At 66.7% G+C, this 16,698-nt stretch carries 22 protein-coding genes and 1 other annotated feature; of the genes, 14 read left to right on the forward strand and 8 right to left on the reverse strand.

Annotated features, from left to right (window positions below; translation table 11 throughout):
* The first annotated feature begins 12 nt into the window (after positions 1 to 12).
* The 5 genes from E4V01_RS18960 to E4V01_RS18980 all read left to right on the forward strand — a co-directional run bounded on the left by E4V01_RS18960 (position 13) and on the right by E4V01_RS18980 (position 2,356).
* The gene (locus E4V01_RS18960) at positions 13 to 231 is read left to right on the forward strand and encodes a hypothetical protein (protein WP_135299391.1); all 219 of its coding nucleotides are present in this window, start codon (positions 13 to 15) and stop codon (positions 229 to 231) included.
* Positions 232 to 472: 241 nt separating this feature from the next.
* A complete protein-coding gene (locus E4V01_RS18965) occupies positions 473 to 706 on the forward strand; it encodes a hypothetical protein (protein WP_003605770.1) in 234 nt (77 codons plus the stop codon).
* Positions 707 to 711: 5 nt separating this feature from the next.
* Positions 712 to 960, forward strand: coding sequence for a BrnA antitoxin family protein (locus E4V01_RS18970; protein ID WP_060770940.1), 249 nt, complete (start codon positions 712 to 714; stop codon positions 958 to 960).
* Between the two features lie 62 nt (positions 961 to 1,022).
* Positions 1,023 to 1,757 carry a molybdate ABC transporter permease subunit gene (modB, locus tag E4V01_RS18975; RefSeq protein ID WP_135299392.1) on the forward strand — a complete coding sequence of 245 codons (735 nt, stop codon included), beginning with the start codon at positions 1,023 to 1,025 and terminating at the stop codon, positions 1,755 to 1,757.
* A gap of 239 nt (positions 1,758 to 1,996) precedes the next feature.
* Positions 1,997 to 2,356: a TonB C-terminal domain-containing protein gene (locus E4V01_RS18980; protein ID WP_193763235.1), complete on the forward strand. Its 360-nt coding sequence runs from the start codon at positions 1,997 to 1,999 to the stop codon at positions 2,354 to 2,356.
* 171 nt (positions 2,357 to 2,527) lie between these two features.
* Here E4V01_RS18980 and E4V01_RS18985 read toward each other — a convergent pair whose 3' ends face one another.
* On the reverse strand, positions 2,528 to 3,184 hold the full coding sequence (locus E4V01_RS18985) for a glutathione S-transferase (protein ID WP_135299394.1): 657 nt from the start codon (positions 3,182 to 3,184) through the stop codon (positions 2,528 to 2,530).
* 111 nt (positions 3,185 to 3,295) lie between these two features.
* On the opposite strand from E4V01_RS18985, the gene modC reads away from it, so the two are divergent.
* Positions 3,296 to 4,390 (forward strand): molybdenum ABC transporter ATP-binding protein, encoded by a 1,095-nt coding sequence (gene modC / locus E4V01_RS18990; RefSeq protein ID WP_060770943.1) that lies wholly within the window; start codon positions 3,296 to 3,298, stop codon positions 4,388 to 4,390.
* 108 nt (positions 4,391 to 4,498) lie between these two features.
* On the opposite strand, the gene E4V01_RS18995 is transcribed toward modC, so the two are convergent.
* On the reverse strand, positions 4,499 to 4,678 hold the full coding sequence (locus tag E4V01_RS18995) for a hypothetical protein (RefSeq protein ID WP_135299395.1): 180 nt from the start codon (positions 4,676 to 4,678) through the stop codon (positions 4,499 to 4,501).
* 138 nt (positions 4,679 to 4,816) lie between these two features.
* Between E4V01_RS18995 and E4V01_RS19000 the strand changes: the two genes are divergently transcribed.
* The 7 genes from E4V01_RS19000 (at position 4,817) to E4V01_RS19030 (ending at position 10,002) form a co-directional block, all read left to right on the forward strand.
* The gene (locus E4V01_RS19000; RefSeq protein WP_245517612.1) at positions 4,817 to 5,569 is read left to right on the forward strand and encodes a nucleotidyltransferase domain-containing protein; all 753 of its coding nucleotides are present in this window, start codon (positions 4,817 to 4,819) and stop codon (positions 5,567 to 5,569) included.
* 23 nt (positions 5,570 to 5,592) lie between these two features.
* Complete coding sequence (gene pdxA / locus E4V01_RS19005) at positions 5,593 to 6,642, forward strand: 4-hydroxythreonine-4-phosphate dehydrogenase PdxA (protein ID WP_135299396.1); 1,050 nt, start codon at positions 5,593 to 5,595, stop codon at positions 6,640 to 6,642.
* An 8-nt stretch (positions 6,643 to 6,650) separates the two neighbouring features.
* Entirely contained in the window at positions 6,651 to 7,541 is an 891-nt protein-coding gene (gene rsmA / locus E4V01_RS19010; protein WP_135299397.1) for a 16S rRNA (adenine(1518)-N(6)/adenine(1519)-N(6))-dimethyltransferase RsmA, read from the forward strand.
* 345 nt (positions 7,542 to 7,886) lie between these two features.
* On the forward strand, positions 7,887 to 8,354 hold the full coding sequence (locus E4V01_RS19015; protein ID WP_135299398.1) for a hypothetical protein: 468 nt from the start codon (positions 7,887 to 7,889) through the stop codon (positions 8,352 to 8,354).
* A 239-nt stretch (positions 8,355 to 8,593) separates the two neighbouring features.
* Positions 8,594 to 9,022: a hypothetical protein gene (locus E4V01_RS19020; RefSeq protein WP_135299399.1), complete on the forward strand. Its 429-nt coding sequence runs from the start codon at positions 8,594 to 8,596 to the stop codon at positions 9,020 to 9,022.
* Positions 9,023 to 9,106: 84 nt separating this feature from the next.
* On the forward strand, positions 9,107 to 9,520 hold the full coding sequence (locus tag E4V01_RS19025; RefSeq protein ID WP_153227054.1) for a hypothetical protein: 414 nt from the start codon (positions 9,107 to 9,109) through the stop codon (positions 9,518 to 9,520).
* A gap of 77 nt (positions 9,521 to 9,597) precedes the next feature.
* The gene (locus E4V01_RS19030) at positions 9,598 to 10,002 is read left to right on the forward strand and encodes a hypothetical protein (protein ID WP_135299401.1); all 405 of its coding nucleotides are present in this window, start codon (positions 9,598 to 9,600) and stop codon (positions 10,000 to 10,002) included.
* Between the two features lie 28 nt (positions 10,003 to 10,030).
* On the opposite strand, the gene E4V01_RS19035 is transcribed toward E4V01_RS19030, so the two are convergent.
* The 3 genes from E4V01_RS19035 to E4V01_RS19045 form a co-directional block, all read right to left on the reverse strand.
* The gene (locus E4V01_RS19035; protein WP_135299402.1) at positions 10,031 to 10,480 is read right to left on the reverse strand and encodes a hypothetical protein; all 450 of its coding nucleotides are present in this window, start codon (positions 10,478 to 10,480) and stop codon (positions 10,031 to 10,033) included.
* Positions 10,481 to 10,681: 201 nt separating this feature from the next.
* Positions 10,682 to 11,809, reverse strand: a complete 1,128-nt coding sequence (locus tag E4V01_RS19040; protein WP_135299403.1) for an alpha/beta fold hydrolase — start codon at positions 11,807 to 11,809, stop codon at positions 10,682 to 10,684.
* A gap of 275 nt (positions 11,810 to 12,084) precedes the next feature.
* Complete coding sequence (locus E4V01_RS19045) at positions 12,085 to 13,590, reverse strand: SulP family inorganic anion transporter (protein WP_135299404.1); 1,506 nt, start codon at positions 13,588 to 13,590, stop codon at positions 12,085 to 12,087.
* A gap of 71 nt (positions 13,591 to 13,661) precedes the next feature.
* Positions 13,662 to 13,717, reverse strand: a sequence feature (sul1 is cis-regulatory element that is thought to sense ions involved in sulfur or methionine metabolism; They are found in Alphaproteobacteria).
* Positions 13,718 to 13,830: 113 nt separating this feature from the next.
* On the opposite strand from E4V01_RS19045, the gene E4V01_RS19050 reads away from it, so the two are divergent.
* A complete protein-coding gene (locus E4V01_RS19050; protein ID WP_135299405.1) occupies positions 13,831 to 14,652 on the forward strand; it encodes a hypothetical protein in 822 nt (273 codons plus the stop codon).
* Positions 14,653 to 14,745: 93 nt separating this feature from the next.
* Here E4V01_RS19050 and E4V01_RS19055 read toward each other — a convergent pair whose 3' ends face one another.
* The 3 genes from E4V01_RS19055 to E4V01_RS19065 all read right to left on the reverse strand — a co-directional run bounded on the left by E4V01_RS19055 (position 14,746) and on the right by E4V01_RS19065 (position 16,449).
* The gene (locus E4V01_RS19055; protein WP_135299406.1) at positions 14,746 to 15,462 is read right to left on the reverse strand and encodes an LrgB family protein; all 717 of its coding nucleotides are present in this window, start codon (positions 15,460 to 15,462) and stop codon (positions 14,746 to 14,748) included.
* Positions 15,459 to 15,845: a CidA/LrgA family protein gene (locus E4V01_RS19060; protein ID WP_060770953.1), complete on the reverse strand. Its 387-nt coding sequence runs from the start codon at positions 15,843 to 15,845 to the stop codon at positions 15,459 to 15,461. The genes E4V01_RS19055 and E4V01_RS19060 overlap by 4 nt, the downstream gene beginning before the upstream one ends.
* A gap of 127 nt (positions 15,846 to 15,972) precedes the next feature.
* A complete protein-coding gene (locus E4V01_RS19065) occupies positions 15,973 to 16,449 on the reverse strand; it encodes a TerB family tellurite resistance protein (protein ID WP_060770954.1) in 477 nt (158 codons plus the stop codon).
* Between the last annotated feature and the right edge of the window lie 249 nt (positions 16,450 to 16,698).

The raw sequence follows: 16,698 nt of genomic DNA on the forward strand, positions 1-16,698 counted from the left end.
TCAGGAGGATGCATGCCGGTTTTCGTTCTCAGAGGCGCCTGCCGTGCACCCGACGGCCAGATCGGGCCGCCGCTGTTCGAAGAGACGATCACGGCGGCCAGCCCGAGCGAAGCGGTCCGGCTCGCCAACGCGCACGATCTCTCGTCCAAGGACGAGCGGGCGAACGCGCTCTGGCTCGTCGATGCGCAGGGCATCCTGCACTGGTCCCTGCGGCGCGCGGACCGGGATTGAACGGGGCCGGATCGAGCGGGCCGGCCTCTTTCTCGCAAACGTTGCGATGAGCGGGGGAAAACCAGCCCCGCCCTGGCTGAATTGGTCATTGCGGGTGCTTTCGTGCTAAGTCCTGAGGAGAAATCCTCGATGGTCCTGCTCGGGGTTGATTGCCGTCCCGCGCCCGACCTTTCCCGCGTCGGGACGCCGCGCGCCGCCGCCGGGGCTTCACGCGGCGCGAGTTCTCGTCGAAAGATCTTTCATGAGCGACGATATCGACGCCAAGACCCGCGCCGCCGAGCGCGCGGAACGGGCCGAGCGTATGGCCCGCGAGGGGCAGCAGGCCATGGCCGAGCATCTGGCCGCGGTCAAAGCGGTGGACGAGCGCACCGTGCGCCTGCGGGCCCTGCGGCTCGCCAAGGAGGCGGAGGAGGCCGCGGAGCGCGCCGCCAACCCGCCCGCGCCCAAGCGCGGCCGCAAGAAAGCGACGGCCTGACCCTCATGGCCATCGACCGTACACGCCGCCCGAGCGACCCGCGCCAAGCCGCCGAAGCCGCCTTCCGCGCGGTGACGACGCGCAAAGCCCCCGAGGAGACCGCGCCGGCAGCGCCGAGGGCGCCGCTCATTCCCGGCACGCGCGAGACGGTGTCCCTGCGCATCGACCGGGCCGTGCTGGAGCACTACCAGAAGGACGGCCCGGGCTGGCAGGACCGCATCAACGCCGCCCTCAAGGCCGCCGCAGGTCTTTGAGGGCGGAGCTTTGAGGGCGAGCCTCGGCGGATGACCGCGCCCGGCTTCTCCGCCCCGCGGGGATGGGCGCCGTGAGCGGGCTGGCGGATTGGCCCTCGGCGTGGCTCGGCCTCAGCCCCGACGAGACGACGGCGCTCCTTCTCTCCCTGCGCGTCGCCCTTGTCGCGACGCTGGCGAGCCTGCCGCTGGGCCTGCTGCTGGCGTGGCTGCTGGCGCGGCGGCGCTTCCCCGGCCATGCCCTGCTCGACGGGCTCGTCCACCTGCCGCTGATCCTGCCGCCGGTGGTGACGGGCTACCTGCTGCTGCTCGCCTTCGGCCGCCGCGGCGTATTCGGCGCGTGGCTCGCCGAGATCGGCATCGTGTTCTCGTTCCGCTGGACCGGCGCGGCGCTCGCCTGCGCGGTGATGGGCCTGCCGCTGATGGTGCGGGCGATGCGCCTGTCGATCGAAGCGGTGGACCGCAAGCTGGAACAGGCGGCGGCGACGCTCGGCGCCGCGCCGCCGCTGGTGTTCCTGAGCGTGACCCTGCCGCTCAGCCTGCCCGGCATCCTCGCGGGCGCGGTGCTCGCCTTCGCCAAGGCGATGGGCGAGTTCGGCGCGACCATCACCTTCGTCTCGAACATCCCCGGCGAGACCCAGACCTTGCCCTCGGCGATCTACACGCTGACCCAGGTGCCGGGCGGGGAGGCGGGGGCTTTGCGCCTCACGCTGATCTCGGTCGCGGTCTCGATGCTGGCGCTCGTCGCCTCCGAGGGGCTGGCGCGGCGGATGAGCCGGCGGATCGGGACGGGGCGGTAGGCGCTCATTCCCGGATCTAGGTCGTGCCGCCCGTCACGCAGAGATCTACGGTTGCCATACGCCATGGCTCGGCAATCGTTGCAATCTATAGCATCACTTTGACATGATACAACTTTTGGAGCAGTTTGCTTAAGCTCGGCCGTTCACGCCTATCCAAAGGATAACGACGGTGTCGAGCCGATCGAAGACACTCCGCGACGCGAACGCCCATGCTCGCCCCCTCGGCATCGACAAAAGGAATGGCAGTCACCATCATGCTTTTGGCATGGATGATGACCTCACCCGATGCGTCCGCCAAGTCTATCTGCCGCACATGGGGCGGCCCTGAAATATCCGAATACAAAGAAAAACTCTATCCAATTGCTGTCAGGCTCGCTCGGTCGAGGATCTACGCCCCTCACATAGACCTCGTGACCGTCATCGCCATAACGATCGACAAGAATGGCCGACTGATCGCCTCCGAAACAGCGCGGCGATCAAGATCGCCCTGGTTCGACCAGGAAATCCTCCTTGCCTTTCCGGTGGGACTGCGCCTTCCCCCCTTGCCAGCCTGCGGACCGGAGTCGATCAAGGCCTTTATTCCAATACGCGTTCGTTGAGCGGTCTGCTTCCCGGGCTCCGCCGTCCTCGGGGGCGAACCGATCCCCGCCGAAACGCCGGCGGCTCCCGCGGTGTCCGGCCCCCGATGGCGACGGATGGCCCTGCCGGCATCGGCGAAGCGGCGGCCTCCTTCGAACACCGCGCCCCACGACTCACCCGCATCGCGCGTCTCACGCGTAGGCGTAAGGCCCGCCCCGCTCCAGCGCCCGCCGGTAGGCCGGCCGCGCGTGGATGCGGGCCAGCCAGTCCGTCAGCTGCGGGCCCGCTCCGGTCCCGCGGGCGGCAAAGGCTTCGAGGGGAAAACTCATCATGATGTCGGCGGCGGTGAAGGCCTCGCCGCAGAAATACGCGCGCTCGGCCAACTCCGACTCCCAGTAGGCGGCATGGCGGCGCAGCTCCGGATCGACGAACCCGCCGGTGACCTTTCCCGCGATCGCCCGCACCAGCGGGCGCAGCAGGGCGGGGCTGCCCGGCGCGAGCCGTGAGAACACGAGCTTGAGGAGCAGCGGCGGCATCGCCGACCCTTCCGCGTAGTGCAGGAAATAGGTGTAGCGCGCCCGCTCCGGCGTGTCCGGCGGCGGCACCAGGGCGCCGCCCGCGCGGGCCGTGAGGAATTCGACGATGGCGCCGGTCTCGGCCACGACCTGCCCGTCGGCCGCGATCACCGGCGACTTGCCGAGGGGATGCACGGCGCGAAGTTCGCGCGGCGCCAGCATCGTCGCGGGGTCGCGCTCATAGCGCTTCACGGTGTAGTCGAGCCCCAGCTCTTCGAGCAGCCACAGCACCCGCTGCGAGCGGCTGTTCTCCAGATGGTGGACGGTGATCATCGCCTGCCTTTTTCGATCCTGCGCCGACAACGCGGCAGCGCGCGCATCGGGCCACTTGTCTTCGGATCGGTTTTTCTGAAAAGCCGGCGCAACCGTGCGAGCCGAGGCACCATGACCATCGCCATCGACGTTTCGCTCCGCCGCGACGGCTTCGCGCTCGATGTCGCCTTCACCGCGGGCGCCGGCCTCACCGCCCTGTTCGGGCGCTCCGGCTCGGGCAAGACCACGGTGATCGACCTGATCGCCGGGCTGGCCCAGCCGCAGCGCGGGCGCATCGCCATCGACGGGACGGTGCTGCTCGACACCGCGCGCGGCATCCGCGTGCCGGTGCATCGGCGGCGGATCGGCTGCGTGTTCCAGGAGGCGCGGCTGATGCCGCATCTCAGCGTGCGGCAGAACCTGCGCTTCGGCCGCCTGTTCTCCCGCGGGGCGGGGGGCCCGAGCCTCGACGCGGTGGCGGACCTGCTCGGCATCGGCCCGCTGCTGGAGCGGCGCCCGGCCGGCCTGTCGGGGGGCGAGCGGCAGCGGGTGGCGATCGGCCGGGCGCTGCTGGCCCGCCCGCGGCTGCTCCTGATGGACGAGCCGCTCTCGGCCCTCGACGAGGCCCGCAAGCGCGAGATCCTGCCCTATATCGAGCGCCTGCGCGACGAGGCGGGCCTGCCCATCGTCTATGTCAGCCATTCCGTGGCGGAGGTGGCGCGCCTCGCCTCGACCGTGGTGGTGCTGGAGGCCGGGCGCGTGGCGGCGAGCGGCCCGGTCGATGCCGTGCTGCGCCGGCCCGACCTGATCCCCGACGGCGCGGAGGCCGGCAGCGTGCTCGCCATGCGGGTCGAGCGCCACGATCCGGAGGCCGGCCTGACACGCCTGACCGGCCCGGCCGGCCCCCTCGACCTGCCGCTGATCGACGCGCCGCAAGGCCGCCGCCTCAACCTGCGGGTGCCCGCCCGCGACGTGCTGCTGGCGCTCGCCCGGCCCGAGACCCTGAGCGCCCGCAACGTCCTGCCGGGCCGTGTCGCCGCCCTTCGGGAGGAGGGGACGGCCTGCCTCGTCGAGGTGACCTGCGGCGGGGCGACGCTGGCCGCCCGCCTCACCCGCGCCTCCGCCCGCGATCTGGGGCTCACGGTCGGGCGCCCGGTCTTCGCCATCGTGAAGAGCGTGGCGCTCGATGCGGGCGGGGCGCCGGGGGGAGGGCGGATCGAGATTTGAGGGGAGAGCCGGCGCACGGAAAACGGATGCTCGTCGCGGGTCAGCCCATCGAAACCGGACAACCCGTCGCAGCCAAGCTGAACTGAGCATCGATGACGATGCGGGCCTTCACTCGGCCAATTTCGTCTGGTTGTCGTTCAGAGCCGGAACGTAGGCTTCTGTATTGCGCTGCGCCGACTTTTCTCGCGCCGACAAAATTGCCTTGGCGATTGCCGGAGAGCGCCGATTGATCCAGGCCTCTTGACGGGCGCGCGGCTCGCGAGGCGAACGTTGTTGGCGCGACTTCATCTCAACCCCCTTCACCATACAGTCCGGTCTTCTAAGAATGCGCGCAGCGGCGGCAACGGCAATTTTTGCGACGATCGCCTCCCAGCCGCTCCGCCAAATCGCCTCGGCGATCCGTGAAAGCGCGCTATACGCTCGCCCATGGCCCTTGCCGACAGACCGCTCGCCCTCGGCGATCCCGAAATCCCGGACCCCGCCGCCGACCGGCTCAGCCTGTCGGTGCCCGTGGCCGAGGTCGAACCCGACGACGGCAGCGATGGAGCGGTCGCCACAAGCGGAACCGCCCATCGACACAACGCCGGCGCACCGCCGGAGGACGACTGGTCGCCCTGGCATCCGGGCGAACTGGCGCGGCGGCTGGACGCGGTGGCGCGGCCCTGGTGCGTCGTCGGCGGCTGGGCCCTCGACCTGTGGCACGGGCACCAGACCCGCGACCACGAGGATCTCGAATTCACGGTGCTGCGCGACGATGTCGGGGTCTTCCGCCAAGCCCTATCGGACATGACGCTCTACACGGTGGCCGACGGTCGCTTCGAGATCCTGCCGGAAGGCGCAGAGCCGCCGCCCCATATTCTCCAGATCTGGTGCTTCGATGCCCGCGCCGCCCGCTGGCGGGTCGATCTGATGATCGAGCCGGGCGAGCCGGACGCCTGGGTCTGCCGGCGCTGCCCGGCCATCCGGCATCCCCGCGCGGAGATGGTGGCATCGACGCCCGAGGGCATCCCCTATCTCAGGCCGGCCGCCGTCCTGCTGTTCAAGGCCAAGCATCGGCGCGACAAGGACGAGGCCGATTTCGAGCGGGCCCTGCCGCATCTCACCCCCGCAGAACGGCGCTGGCTGCGGGAGGGTCTCGACCGCTTGCATCCCGGACATGCCTGGGCGCAGGCATTGTAGGCGAAACGCTGTATACGTCCCGCATGGCCTCCGACGACAGACCGCTTGCCCTGACCCTCGGCGATCCCTCCGGGATCGGGCCGGAGATCGCGCTCGCCGCGTGGCGGCTGCGGGGCGAGCGGGAGGTGCCGCCGTTCCAGCTCATCGGCGATCCGGATTTTCTGGAGGCCACCGCCTACCGGCTCGGCCTGTCGGTGCCGGTGGCCGAGGTCGAGTCCGACGATGCCTGCGAGGTGTTTCCCCGCGCCCTGCCGGTGCTGCCGCTGCCGAGCGGGGCCAAGGTGATCGCTACCCCCGGCGCGCCGGATTCGGCCAATGCCGGCGCGATCGTCGAGTCGATCACCGCCGCCGTCGATCTGGTGCGCTCCGGCGCGGCCTCGGCCGTGGTGACCAACCCCATCGCCAAGTTCGTGCTGACGCGGGTCGGCTTCGCCCATCCCGGCCATACCGAGTTTTTGGCCGCACTCGCCGCGAAGGAGGGGCGCGAGCCGCCGCTGCCGGTGATGATGATCTGGAGCGACGCCCTCGCCGTGGTGCCGGTGACGATCCACGTCGCCCTGCGCCGCGTGCCGGACTTGCTGACGCAAGATCTGGTCGAGCGCACCGCGCGCATCGTCCACGCCGACCTGCGCGCCCGCTTCGGCCTCGAACGGCCCCGCCTCGTCCTGTCGGGCCTCAACCCGCATGCGGGTGAATCCGGCACCATGGGCACCGAGGACCGCGACGTGCTGGCCCCCGCCGTCGCGGCTTTACGCAGCGAGGGCATCGACATCCGCGGGCCGCTGCCGGCCGACACCCTGTTCCACGAACGCGCGCGGGCGATCTACGACGTGGCCCTCACCCCCACCCACGATCAGGCGCTGATCCCGGTCAAGACGCTGGCCTTCGACGAAGGCGTGAACGTGACGCTAGGGCTGCCCTTCGTGCGCACCTCGCCCGACCACGGCACCGCCTTCGACATCGCCGGCAAAGGGATCGCCAAGCCGGACAGCCTGATCGCCGCCCTGCGGCTGGCGCATCGCCTCGCGCACCGCCCGGCGGACACCGTCCTGCCCTTCCCCGTCCGCGCCTGAAGCGATCGATGAGCACCGAAGCGCTGAGCACCGACGGCCTGCCGCCCCTGCGCGAGGTCGTGCGGCGGCACGGGCTGGAGCCGAAGAAGGCCCTCGGCCAGAATTTTTTGTTCGACCTCAACCTGACGGGCCGCATCGCCCGCTCGGCAGGCGCGCTCGAGGGCGTGACGGTGGTCGAGGTCGGCCCCGGCCCCGGCGGGCTGACGCGGGCGCTGCTGGCGGCGGGCGCCAAGCGCGTGGTGGCGATCGAGCGCGACCCCCGCGCGCTGCCGGCTCTGGCCGAGATCGCCGCGCATTATCCCGGCCGGCTCGACGTGATCGATGCCGACGCGGTCGGCTTCGACCCGCGCCCGCTGGTCGGCGACGGGCCGGTGCGGATCGTGGCCAACCTCCCCTACAACGTCGCCACCGTGCTGCTCACCGGCTGGCTCGGCGCCGACACGCGGGATGACGTCTGGCCGCCATGGTGGGACTCGGCGACGTTGATGTTCCAGCGCGAGGTCGCCGAGCGCATCGTCGCCGACGAGGGCGACCGGGCCAATTACGGCCGGCTCGGCGTACTGTGCGGCTGGCGCACGCAGGCCACCATCCTGTTCGACGTGGCCGCTAACGCCTTCGTGCCGCCGCCAAAAGTCACCTCCAGCGTCGTCCACCTGCGCCCGCGGCCCGAGCCGCTGCCCTGCCGGATCGCCGAGCTGGAGCGGATCACCCGCGCCGCCTTCGGCCAGCGCCGCAAGATGCTGCGCCAGAGCCTGAAGGCCGCCACCCCCGACCCCATCCGCCTGCTCGCCGCCGCCGGGCTGCCGGAGACGGCGCGGGCGGAGGAGATCCCGGTCGCGGGGTTCGTGGCGCTGGCGCGGGCGCTGGAGGCGGGGGAAGCGCGTGAAAGCGCCCGGTAACCGAGCTTCCGGGGCCGGGCGACGTCTTTTTATAGTGTTGGCGACCATTCTCTGACATGGCCGCCCGTCACGAACTTTGTTCTGGCCGCCGGCCATGTCCGCGGCTGCCGATGGGCTCGTCTTTCATCATGGCCCGATCATGGGCCGGTCCTCGTGCCGAAACACGGATGGAAGCCAGGAGCCCCGCGGGTGCGAAACCATACGTGGGTGCCTGACCGCCGATCGCGTCTTAACGCGACCGGAAGTGCAAATTTTCGACCCGAAGCGGAACATGTGTTCGCCCCCTCTACAATTATTTGATGCAAACACACTGAATATTAAGATCGAGGGTGCACTTAGGCCACCATGGCGGAGCTTTCTGAAAGCGAATTCCTCAAGGTGCTCCTTGGCTGGGCGCTGATACCAGCCGTGATCTTGTTCTCATATCTTTATCTCGGCATCGTTCCTTCTAGAAGTGGGATTGGTTACAGGCCTTGCCAGCCGATCGTCGTATATGACGATGAGAATGTCTGTATTTCCGAAGCAATCGTTGGTCGCGCAGAGTGCGAGGCGGGCTTCTCCATATTAGCTGAACGCAGGCGTCTGAATGCTGAAGTTGAAGGTTTAGCATTTCACTTACGTCTTGCGCGGCGACCGGCTCCGAGCGCTGTTGTTGTGCAAGACCGTTCTGCGCGCCTTGATGATGGCTCGTTGATCCACTTGCGAGAAAACTGTAACCTCAAGACCATGGTCGAGAAGGGGCGGGCCGTCAAACAGTTGCGCGCGCATTTGCGCGACCACAAGTATCTTTACGCCCACCGTGGTCAGCGCTGATTACCACAGTGACTTGCCCCGCTGATCTCGCCCTCTACAATCGATATGTGGCGGCTATCGCCCGCGAGGCCCGTTCAGCCGCATGCCCGCTACCATGTTCCTCGTATTTCTCCTCCTAGGGCCGCCGATTGGCTTCGCCGCTTTCGCAATCGAGATGAATTACGCACAAATCGGATTTGAGTGCGCAATTTAACTCGACGTCGTGATCTTTGGCCCAAGATGCGCATCAGGAGATACGCGTGAATAGTGCTGCAAAGAAAATTATCATACTCACTGGTGCCATGGTCGGTCTTGCAAGCGGGACATCGTGGGTGAGGCCCCCGCAACCTGTGACGGCCGGACAGCCTCACGTAATAGGCGTCGCCCCTACGGCATTCATTGAGACGAAGATTAGTGGCGAGCGCATCTCGCATCCAATGATCCATGCCAAGATACGAGTGCCGGAGCAGTCGGATTTAGCTGTCTTGGCAATGTTCGCGAACCAGTTCTTCCATTCACGAGTACAAGGCGAGGCCGAGGCGGCTTCGAAAAATATGGTCTGGATCACATTCTATTTCGCAGACAAACCCGAGAAACTTGACGGCAAAGTAAGGACGTATCGGGAGATTTTTGTTCGTGAGGCGTCGGCTTGGTATCGTCTCTACCAGGGCGGCAAACAACTCCTCTAAGTCGGCTTCCTGCCCGTTGCGGGCATCGTTCTCGTTGCGTACTCTGGCCCAATGACTGAACGCGATCCCGACCGGATGCAACGCTTGCTGTACGAGAGCGCGCTTCGCCGACGCTCTGCCGAGTTGATGCGTCAATGGTCAGCGCTTGGCGTGTCCGTCACCCGGGTTTCACACGAGCATCATTGGGCGCTTAAGTCTCGGATGCGTGGCGGCCGTAGCTTGCAGCCATGGAGACCATTGATCGACATTAAAGCAGAAATCCGTGCCTTTGCAGGTGGCTGTGACTTAGTGACCGTAATGGGCTGGAGCACTAGTGCGGATCCAACGCTTCTCCTACCTATGCATCAACTTCTGCGCTATCTTTCGCAGATTGAAGTCATCTATCGCGATGGTTTTATTGTTTTCAACGAACCGGCATCGAAAGCACTGCATATCGACTATGACGAGGCGGACGGCACACAATGCAAAGTGATAGCGCTATCCGCTTCAGGCGCTTAATAGTCAGCTTTCCACCCTTTACGGACTTACCCTGTGGCACCAGAATGGCTCACCAGCACACAAACACGAAGAGCTTGATGCCAACCCTTCAGATACACGACCTGTTGCCATCAAAGGATGTCGTCGCTGATCCCCGCGCCGTACTCGCGGTGCTTGGCGAACGAGCGATCCGCGCTTCGTGGGAGGTTGCTGGGGTCGCTCGCTACAATGAAGCCGTCATGATCGCCGGGGGTGAAGCTGCGGATCGTCTCGAAGCATCGTCCGGCTCGCGGAGCCGAGTATCAGGTGCCCTGCTAAGCGAACTCGTTCATCAAACCACACAGGTCATCTGGGGCGAGTTCGCCGCCTACGAGGAGGGCGAAGAAGCGCCCTGGGTGACGGTCCGAGCGATCGATAGTTCGTGGTGCGAGGTCGAGACCGACGACGAGGAGGGTCTGGATCATGTGCGCAGGACATTCACGGACGTGTGGGTGGCCGCCTGAAGGTCGGAATTTCACCCGTAGTAGGCCCTCATACTTCCTCGGTGATCGTTCCAGATCGAGAGCCTATCGTGATCGGTTTCGGGCCGCGCCGATCGAACAGCGACCACTCGGGGTCGCCCTCAGCCGTCATGAATGAAACGACGTGGAGATCACCGGAGAGGGACAACATGACCTCAGGCAGGCGACCGAACGTCGTCAGGTCGATGACCTCTCGACCGACGAGACGATCGAAGCTCGGCTGCCACAGCGCCTCGTCGCTCCAACTGCCGCATGCGATCGAACGAGCGTCCTCGATCCGCCAACTCCACTCGATCATCAGGCCGATCTCGCCCTCTGGCTGACCGGGGGAGCCAACGCGGCGTGTCGTTGATGTCAGCGCGCCAAGCTCAACGAATAGCGCCGAGCCATGCCCACGCCAGACGTGTGCCACGGCCAACCCACAAGCTGCCGTGCGGAAGTGCTCGATCAAGTCGTTCATAGGGGGATCATGACCAACTCCACAGGGTCCGCCCCCCTATGCGGACCTTCCAGCAAGCGCGGTGACATATTACCCTTTGTGGGCGGACGCCCGATCTTCAGAAGGCTCCGATCGGCCCCCGTGTGACCCTCGACGAGGGCAAATCCCGGCGCCCGGCGATCCGGGGCGCTGCGGGGCCGGATCGGGCCCCTGGGGTCGCACCTATCCGCGCTTCATCAGATCGTCGATCGCGCGCTCCACCTTCAGCCGCGCGCCGTAATGGATCATGTGGCCGAGGCCGGGCAGGAGCCGCAGCGTGCTTCCGGGGATCGTCGTGTGCAGCCGCACCGAGTGCTCGTCGGCCTTGACGATCGCGTCCGCGTCCCCGGCCAGGATGGAGACCGGCAGCGTCAGGCCGGGGTAGCGGCGCTGGAGCCCCGTGACGGCGGCGTTCATCGAGGCGGCGTCCTCCGAGACCGCGCGCAACTGCGTCGCCGCCGCCGCGATCTCGATCGGGAAGCGCGCCGTGAAGCGGGCCGGCACGGGTTGAGGCCAGAACACCTGCCGGAACGATTGCCCGGTGAGCGACGCGCTCACCTTCGCCGGCACCATGGCCCGCACCGCGTCGCCGAAGCCCGGCACGGCGAGCGGTGCGATCAGGGCCGCGTCGGTGCGATGCCCCGGAAAATAGGAGCCCGACAAGAGCACGAGCCCGCGCAGCGGGCGCCGCCCGTCGGCGGCGAGCGCGAGGGCGACGATCGTGCCCCAGGAATGCCCGACCACGAGGGGACGCTCGACGGAAAGCTGTTCCAGCACCCGGTGCAGCAGCACGGCCTGCCCTTGAGCGGTCCAGATGCGGTGGCGGGGGCGGGCCGTGTAGCCGAAGCCGGGCCGGTCGATCGCGATGACCCGGTAGCGCGCCGCCAGCCGGTCGATCAGGCCGCAGATCGCGAAATCCTCGGCCATGGTGCCGTTGCCGTGGACGAGCACCACCGGCCGGCCGCGGCCGCGGACGATGACGTGCACGGGCAGGCCATCGACCGTTACGAACTGGCCGGGCGGCTTGCGGGCGACCTTGGCCCCTTGCGCGGCCCCTTGCTTGGCCCCTTGCGCGGTGAAGGCGGCCGCGACCGCCTTCTCGGTGTCCCGGACCGTCCGCTTCACCGATCGGACCGTGGCCTTGCGCGTCTCCCGGATCGCCTTCTCGGTCGAGCGGGTCACGGCCTTGGTGGCGGCCTTGGTGACAGATTTGGCGGCGCTCTCGAGAGAGCGCGTCATTTGCCGCGTCGTGCGGGTGAGGCTGCGGCTCGCGCGGCGCCGGCTCTGACGGGAGGGGTCGAAGGGAAACACGGCGCCTCGCAGGGCAACGGGCCGGCTCGGCCTCAGGGTTGGCCATCCTGAAGTGTTTCTCGCAAAACGCCCGCCGCGCTGTCATCGCCAGAACGAGAACGGTCAGAGACCGGGAGTTTTGCGAGGCACTCCAAGCATCGTCCGGGCGACACCGCACCGCGACGCTCCGGAGGGTCGCGCGCCGACACTACCGAGTTTTTACCGCAGCGCACAACCAGAACTGGAGCGGGAACGCGCCGACCGGCCCTCGCGATCCCTCGACCGCGCCGTGCCCCTCAATGCGCCGGCAGCGAGGCGTCCGCCTTGTCGTGCTGGCCGAAGCGCTCGACCAGGGTGGCGCTGGCCTCGTTGAGGCCCACGACCTCGACGGCCCTGCCGGCGGCGCGGGCCTTCATCACCACGCGGTCGAGGGCGCCCACCGCCGAGATGTCCCAGAAATGCGCCGCGTGCACGTCGATGACGAGCCGCTCCACCGGCTCGCGGACGTCGATACCCTCGGCGAAGGTGCCGGCGGAGGCGAAGAACACCTGGCCCGCCACCCGGTAGGTGCGGGTGCGCCCGTCCGGCGACAGCTCGGCGGTGATCCGGCTCATCCGCGCGACCTTGTCCGCGAAGAACACGCCCGAGAGCAGAACGCCGACGAGCACGCCGATGGCCAGGTCGCGGGTGGCGACCACCACGGCGACGGTGACGAGCATCACCAGGGAGGAGGGCAGCGGGTTGGTGCGAAGCTGTCGCAGCGAGCGCCAGGAGAAGGTGTTGAGCGAGACCATGATCATCACCGCCGTCAGTGCCGCGACGGGGACGATGGCCAGGAGATCCTGCAACAGGACCAGCAGCGCGAGGAGGAAGCTGCCGGCCACCAGGGTCGAGAGCCGGCCGCGGGCGCCGGACGACACGTTGATGACCGATTGCCCGATCATGGCGCAGCCGCCCATGCCGCCGAACACGGCCGAACTCATGTTGGCGAGCCCTTGGCCCATGCATTCCCGGTTCTTGGAGCTGCCGGTATCGGTCATGTCGTCGACGATCTGCGCCGTGAGCAGGCTCTCCAACAGGCCGACCGCGGCGAGCGTGGCGGAATAGGGCAGGATGATGCGCAGGGTCTCGAAGGTCAGCGGCACCTGCGGCAGGGCAAAGCTCGGCAGGGCCGTCGGCAGTTCGCCGAGATGGGCGACGGTGCGCACGTCGAGCCCGAGATACGCGGTCAGCGCGGTCAGCACGGCGATGGCGACGAGCGGCGAGGGCACCGCGCGGGTGATCCTGGGGAAGCCGTAGATGATGGCGAGCCCGAGCGCGATCAGGCCGTAGGTGGCCGGTGTCACCCCGGTGAGTTCGGGAAGCTGCGCCAGGAAGATCAGGATCGCCAGCGCGTTGACGAAGCCGGTCATCACCGAGCGCGAGACGAAGCGCATCAGCCGCCCGAGCCGGGCGAGCCCGGCGAGGATCTGGAACACCCCCATCAGGATGGTGGCGGCGAAGAGATACTGCACACCGTGGTCGCGCACGAGATCGACCATCACCACCGCGGTCGCGGCGGTGGCGGCCGAGATCATGGCCGGGCGCCCGCCGGCAAAGGCGATGACGCAGGCGATCACGACGGAGGCGTAGAGCCCGACCTTCGGATCGACCCCGGCGATCACCGAAAAGCCGATCGCCTCCGGGATCAGGGCCAGCGCGACGACGATGCCGGAGAGGATGTCGGCCCAAGGGTTGGCAAACCAGTTGCCGAACCACGGGGATGCGAACCGCCCGCGGACGGTCGTGGGAGTCGATGACATCGAGAAAATATCCGCAGAGGGACGCAAGGCTCCGCCGGCGGGACGGGGCGTGAGGAGCAGCGTCGCGAATGCGTGGTCCGGCGGATCGGCGGCCGGAAGAGCCACCCGGGCTTGCACCGGGTCCGAGCGATTGCGGTGGGGTTACAGCGCGTTCCAGCGTAGCGCAACACGAACAATCAAAACGACAGTCGACCAATCAAAAAAATTGACGGAACGCATTCCCGCAGACACAATCTGGCGATGTGGAGCCCGACTCAACTCGCCCTCGTTAGAGAAGCTGGCATTGCGGGTAATTCCATTAGTGCCGGACTAACAGCTCTACGAAAAGCAAATTATGCAGCACATGGCATATATAGCAATGCGTTCTTTTGTTTGAGCATCGGTATGGAGCGAACTTTCAAATTACTATATATACTTGACTATTTACTAGACCACAACAAATATCCGACAGACGCCGATCTTAAAACCATGGGACACGACATAGAAAAGTTATTTTTATATTCTCGAACCATTCAGACCCGACATAAAATAAACCGAGGCCCAAAGGCTATTGATGATAATAGCCTAGAATACCTAATAATAAAATTCATGAGTAGATTTGCAAAATCCACTCGATATTACAATCTTGATCTTATAGCTGGAAGCATAAAATCAGGAAAATCAGTCGATCCCATAGCTGACTGGTATATAAATATTGGTAAGAAAATATTGGAAAAACACATGACTGAGCAACAAGAAAGGAAAATTAAGGAAAATGCTCAAAGTATCGATACCGCATTTGGGCACTTGATGTCGGTATCGTTCACGGCGGAGGATGGAACTCCTTTATCTGACGCTTATTCAGCGTCGTATCAAACAGGAACAACTGAGATTGTAAGGAAATATGGCACCTTCTATTCAGCAAGTATTTGTAGATATCTGTATTATATGCTGAGAGGAATGTGCAGAAATTGCCAAGCAAATGGGCATGATGTACCATACCTAGAAGAGTTATTTTTCCCTTTTATGAACAGCGATAAATATCTATTGTCGATAAAAACTTTTCCGCCGCAATCACAGTAGAATTCTACAATACTGATAGTCAAATGTTTACCGACAGACAAGGATGCCGTAGGACACATTACAACATATCATAACATCTAAAGACTTTTCTCCTCAGCGCAAAAAACTCACCGCCACCGGCACCAGAACCGCCGTCAGGAACGCGTTGAGCCCCATGGCGATGCCGGCGAAGGTGCCGGCGACCTCGCTGACCTGGAAGGCGCGGGCGGTGCCGAGCCCGTGGGCGGCGAGCCCCGCCGCGAAGCCGCGGGCGCGCATGTCCTCGACGCGCAAGGCCCGCATCAGCGGCGTGACGATCACCGCGCCGGCCATGCCGGTCAGCATCACCAGCACGGCGGCGAGCGTCGGGTCGCCGCCGAGCGCCTCGACGATGCCCATGGCCACGCCCGTGGTCACGGATTTCGGGGCCATGGCGAGGCGCACGTCGTAGGGGATGCCCGCGAGCTTGGCGAAGACGAGCGCGGAGGTCATCGCCGTGACGCAGCCGACGGCGAGTGCGGCGAGCATCGGCAGCAGCGCGCGCATCACCGTCGCCCGGCGCTCGTAGAGCGGCACGGCGAGCGCCACCGTGGCCGGGCCGAGGAGGAAGTGCACGAACTGCGCGCCCTCGAAATAGGCGCGGTAGGGCGTGCCGGTGAGCGTCAGCACGAGGCCGATCATCCAGATCGCGTGGATCACCGGGTTGGCGATCGGGTGGCGCCCGGCTGCCTGGAAGAAGCGGTCGGCCACCGCGTAGGCCAGCAGCGTCACGGTGAGCCACAGCAGCGGCGTGTGGCTGAGATAGACCCAGAGCGCGAACTCGCCGGTCATCGGCGGTCCATGAGCTTGGAGACCGCGACGAAGGTGAGCACGGTCGCCGCCAGCGTCAGGGTCACGGACAGGGTGAGCACCGCCGCGAGCGCGAACCCGTGGCTCGCCAGCACGTCGAGCTTGCCGACGATGCCGACGCCCGCCGGCACGAACAGGATCGAGAGATGCGCGAGCATCCCCTTGGCCGTGCCCTCCAGCCCGCCATCGACCAGCGGCGGCGGCAACCAGCGGGTCGAGGCCGGCTGCGTCCGGTCGCGCAGCACGAGGAAGCCGAGGAGCAGCGCCATGCCGATCACCGGGCCCGGCACCGGCAGGCCGGCGGCGCGCGCGGCGACCTCGCCGAGGAGCTGGGCGAGCAGGATCAGGGTGAGGCTGACGATCATCGAAGGGTCCGGGATCCCACAGGGATCATCCCTTTGGCGGGGTCTCGGGGCGGCGCCCCGGCCTTCTCCCAGGGTTCCGCCCTGGACCCGCGAAAGGGCCTGCCCTTTCGAAACCCGTAACCGGCCGTCACGCGCCGGCGGGCTCGCGGGAGCCGCGGTCGCGGGCGGCCGCAATCGCCGGCTCGTCGAAGCCGAGCAGCTTGCCCAGGCGCCAGACCAGGGCCTCCTCGAACTCGTGCACCTCGCCGTCGGCGCCCGCCACCGACCATGCCATGGCAAGCAGCCGTCCCCGCTCTTCCGGACTGCTGCCGTCGCTGCCGATCAGCTCGACGAGGCTCGTCATGTCGCGGGTCTGCGCCTCGAAGGTGGCGGCGCGCTCGATCAGGCTCTCGGCTTCCGCGTCGCTGGCCGCGTAGCGGCGGCGCACGAGCCGCACCAGCCGCTCGGATTCCGCCGGGTCGAGCACGCCGTCGGCGCGGGCGACGTGGACGAGAAGCGCGGTCGCCGCGAGATGCTCCTCGCTGCCGTCGGGCACCGTCTCGGCCGGGGCCGGCAGGCCGAAGGCCGAGGAGGCGTAGGAGAGGAGCCGCTGAAGGAGGGCCATGTCCGTTCCCGTCCGGTTTTGCGCGCCACCGTCGGGGGCGCGCCGGGCGGGGTCAAGCGCGGAGCGCGCCGAAGCCCGCCCCATCACAGGATTTGCGGCCTCGCCGTGGCGCGGCTGCACAGGCGAAGCGTCCACGTATGGGAGGGCGAGCGAGCGCATCGCGCCCGTCGCCCTTCGTCGCGCTCCCGGTGCCCTTGCGGGCAATCCGTGGGACGAGGCCGCGAGCCGCCTCAACCCGACGGCGTTTCA

The sequence above is a fragment of the Methylorubrum sp. Q1 genome (genome assembly GCF_004683995.1).
GTDB lineage: Bacteria > Pseudomonadota > Alphaproteobacteria > Rhizobiales > Beijerinckiaceae > Methylobacterium.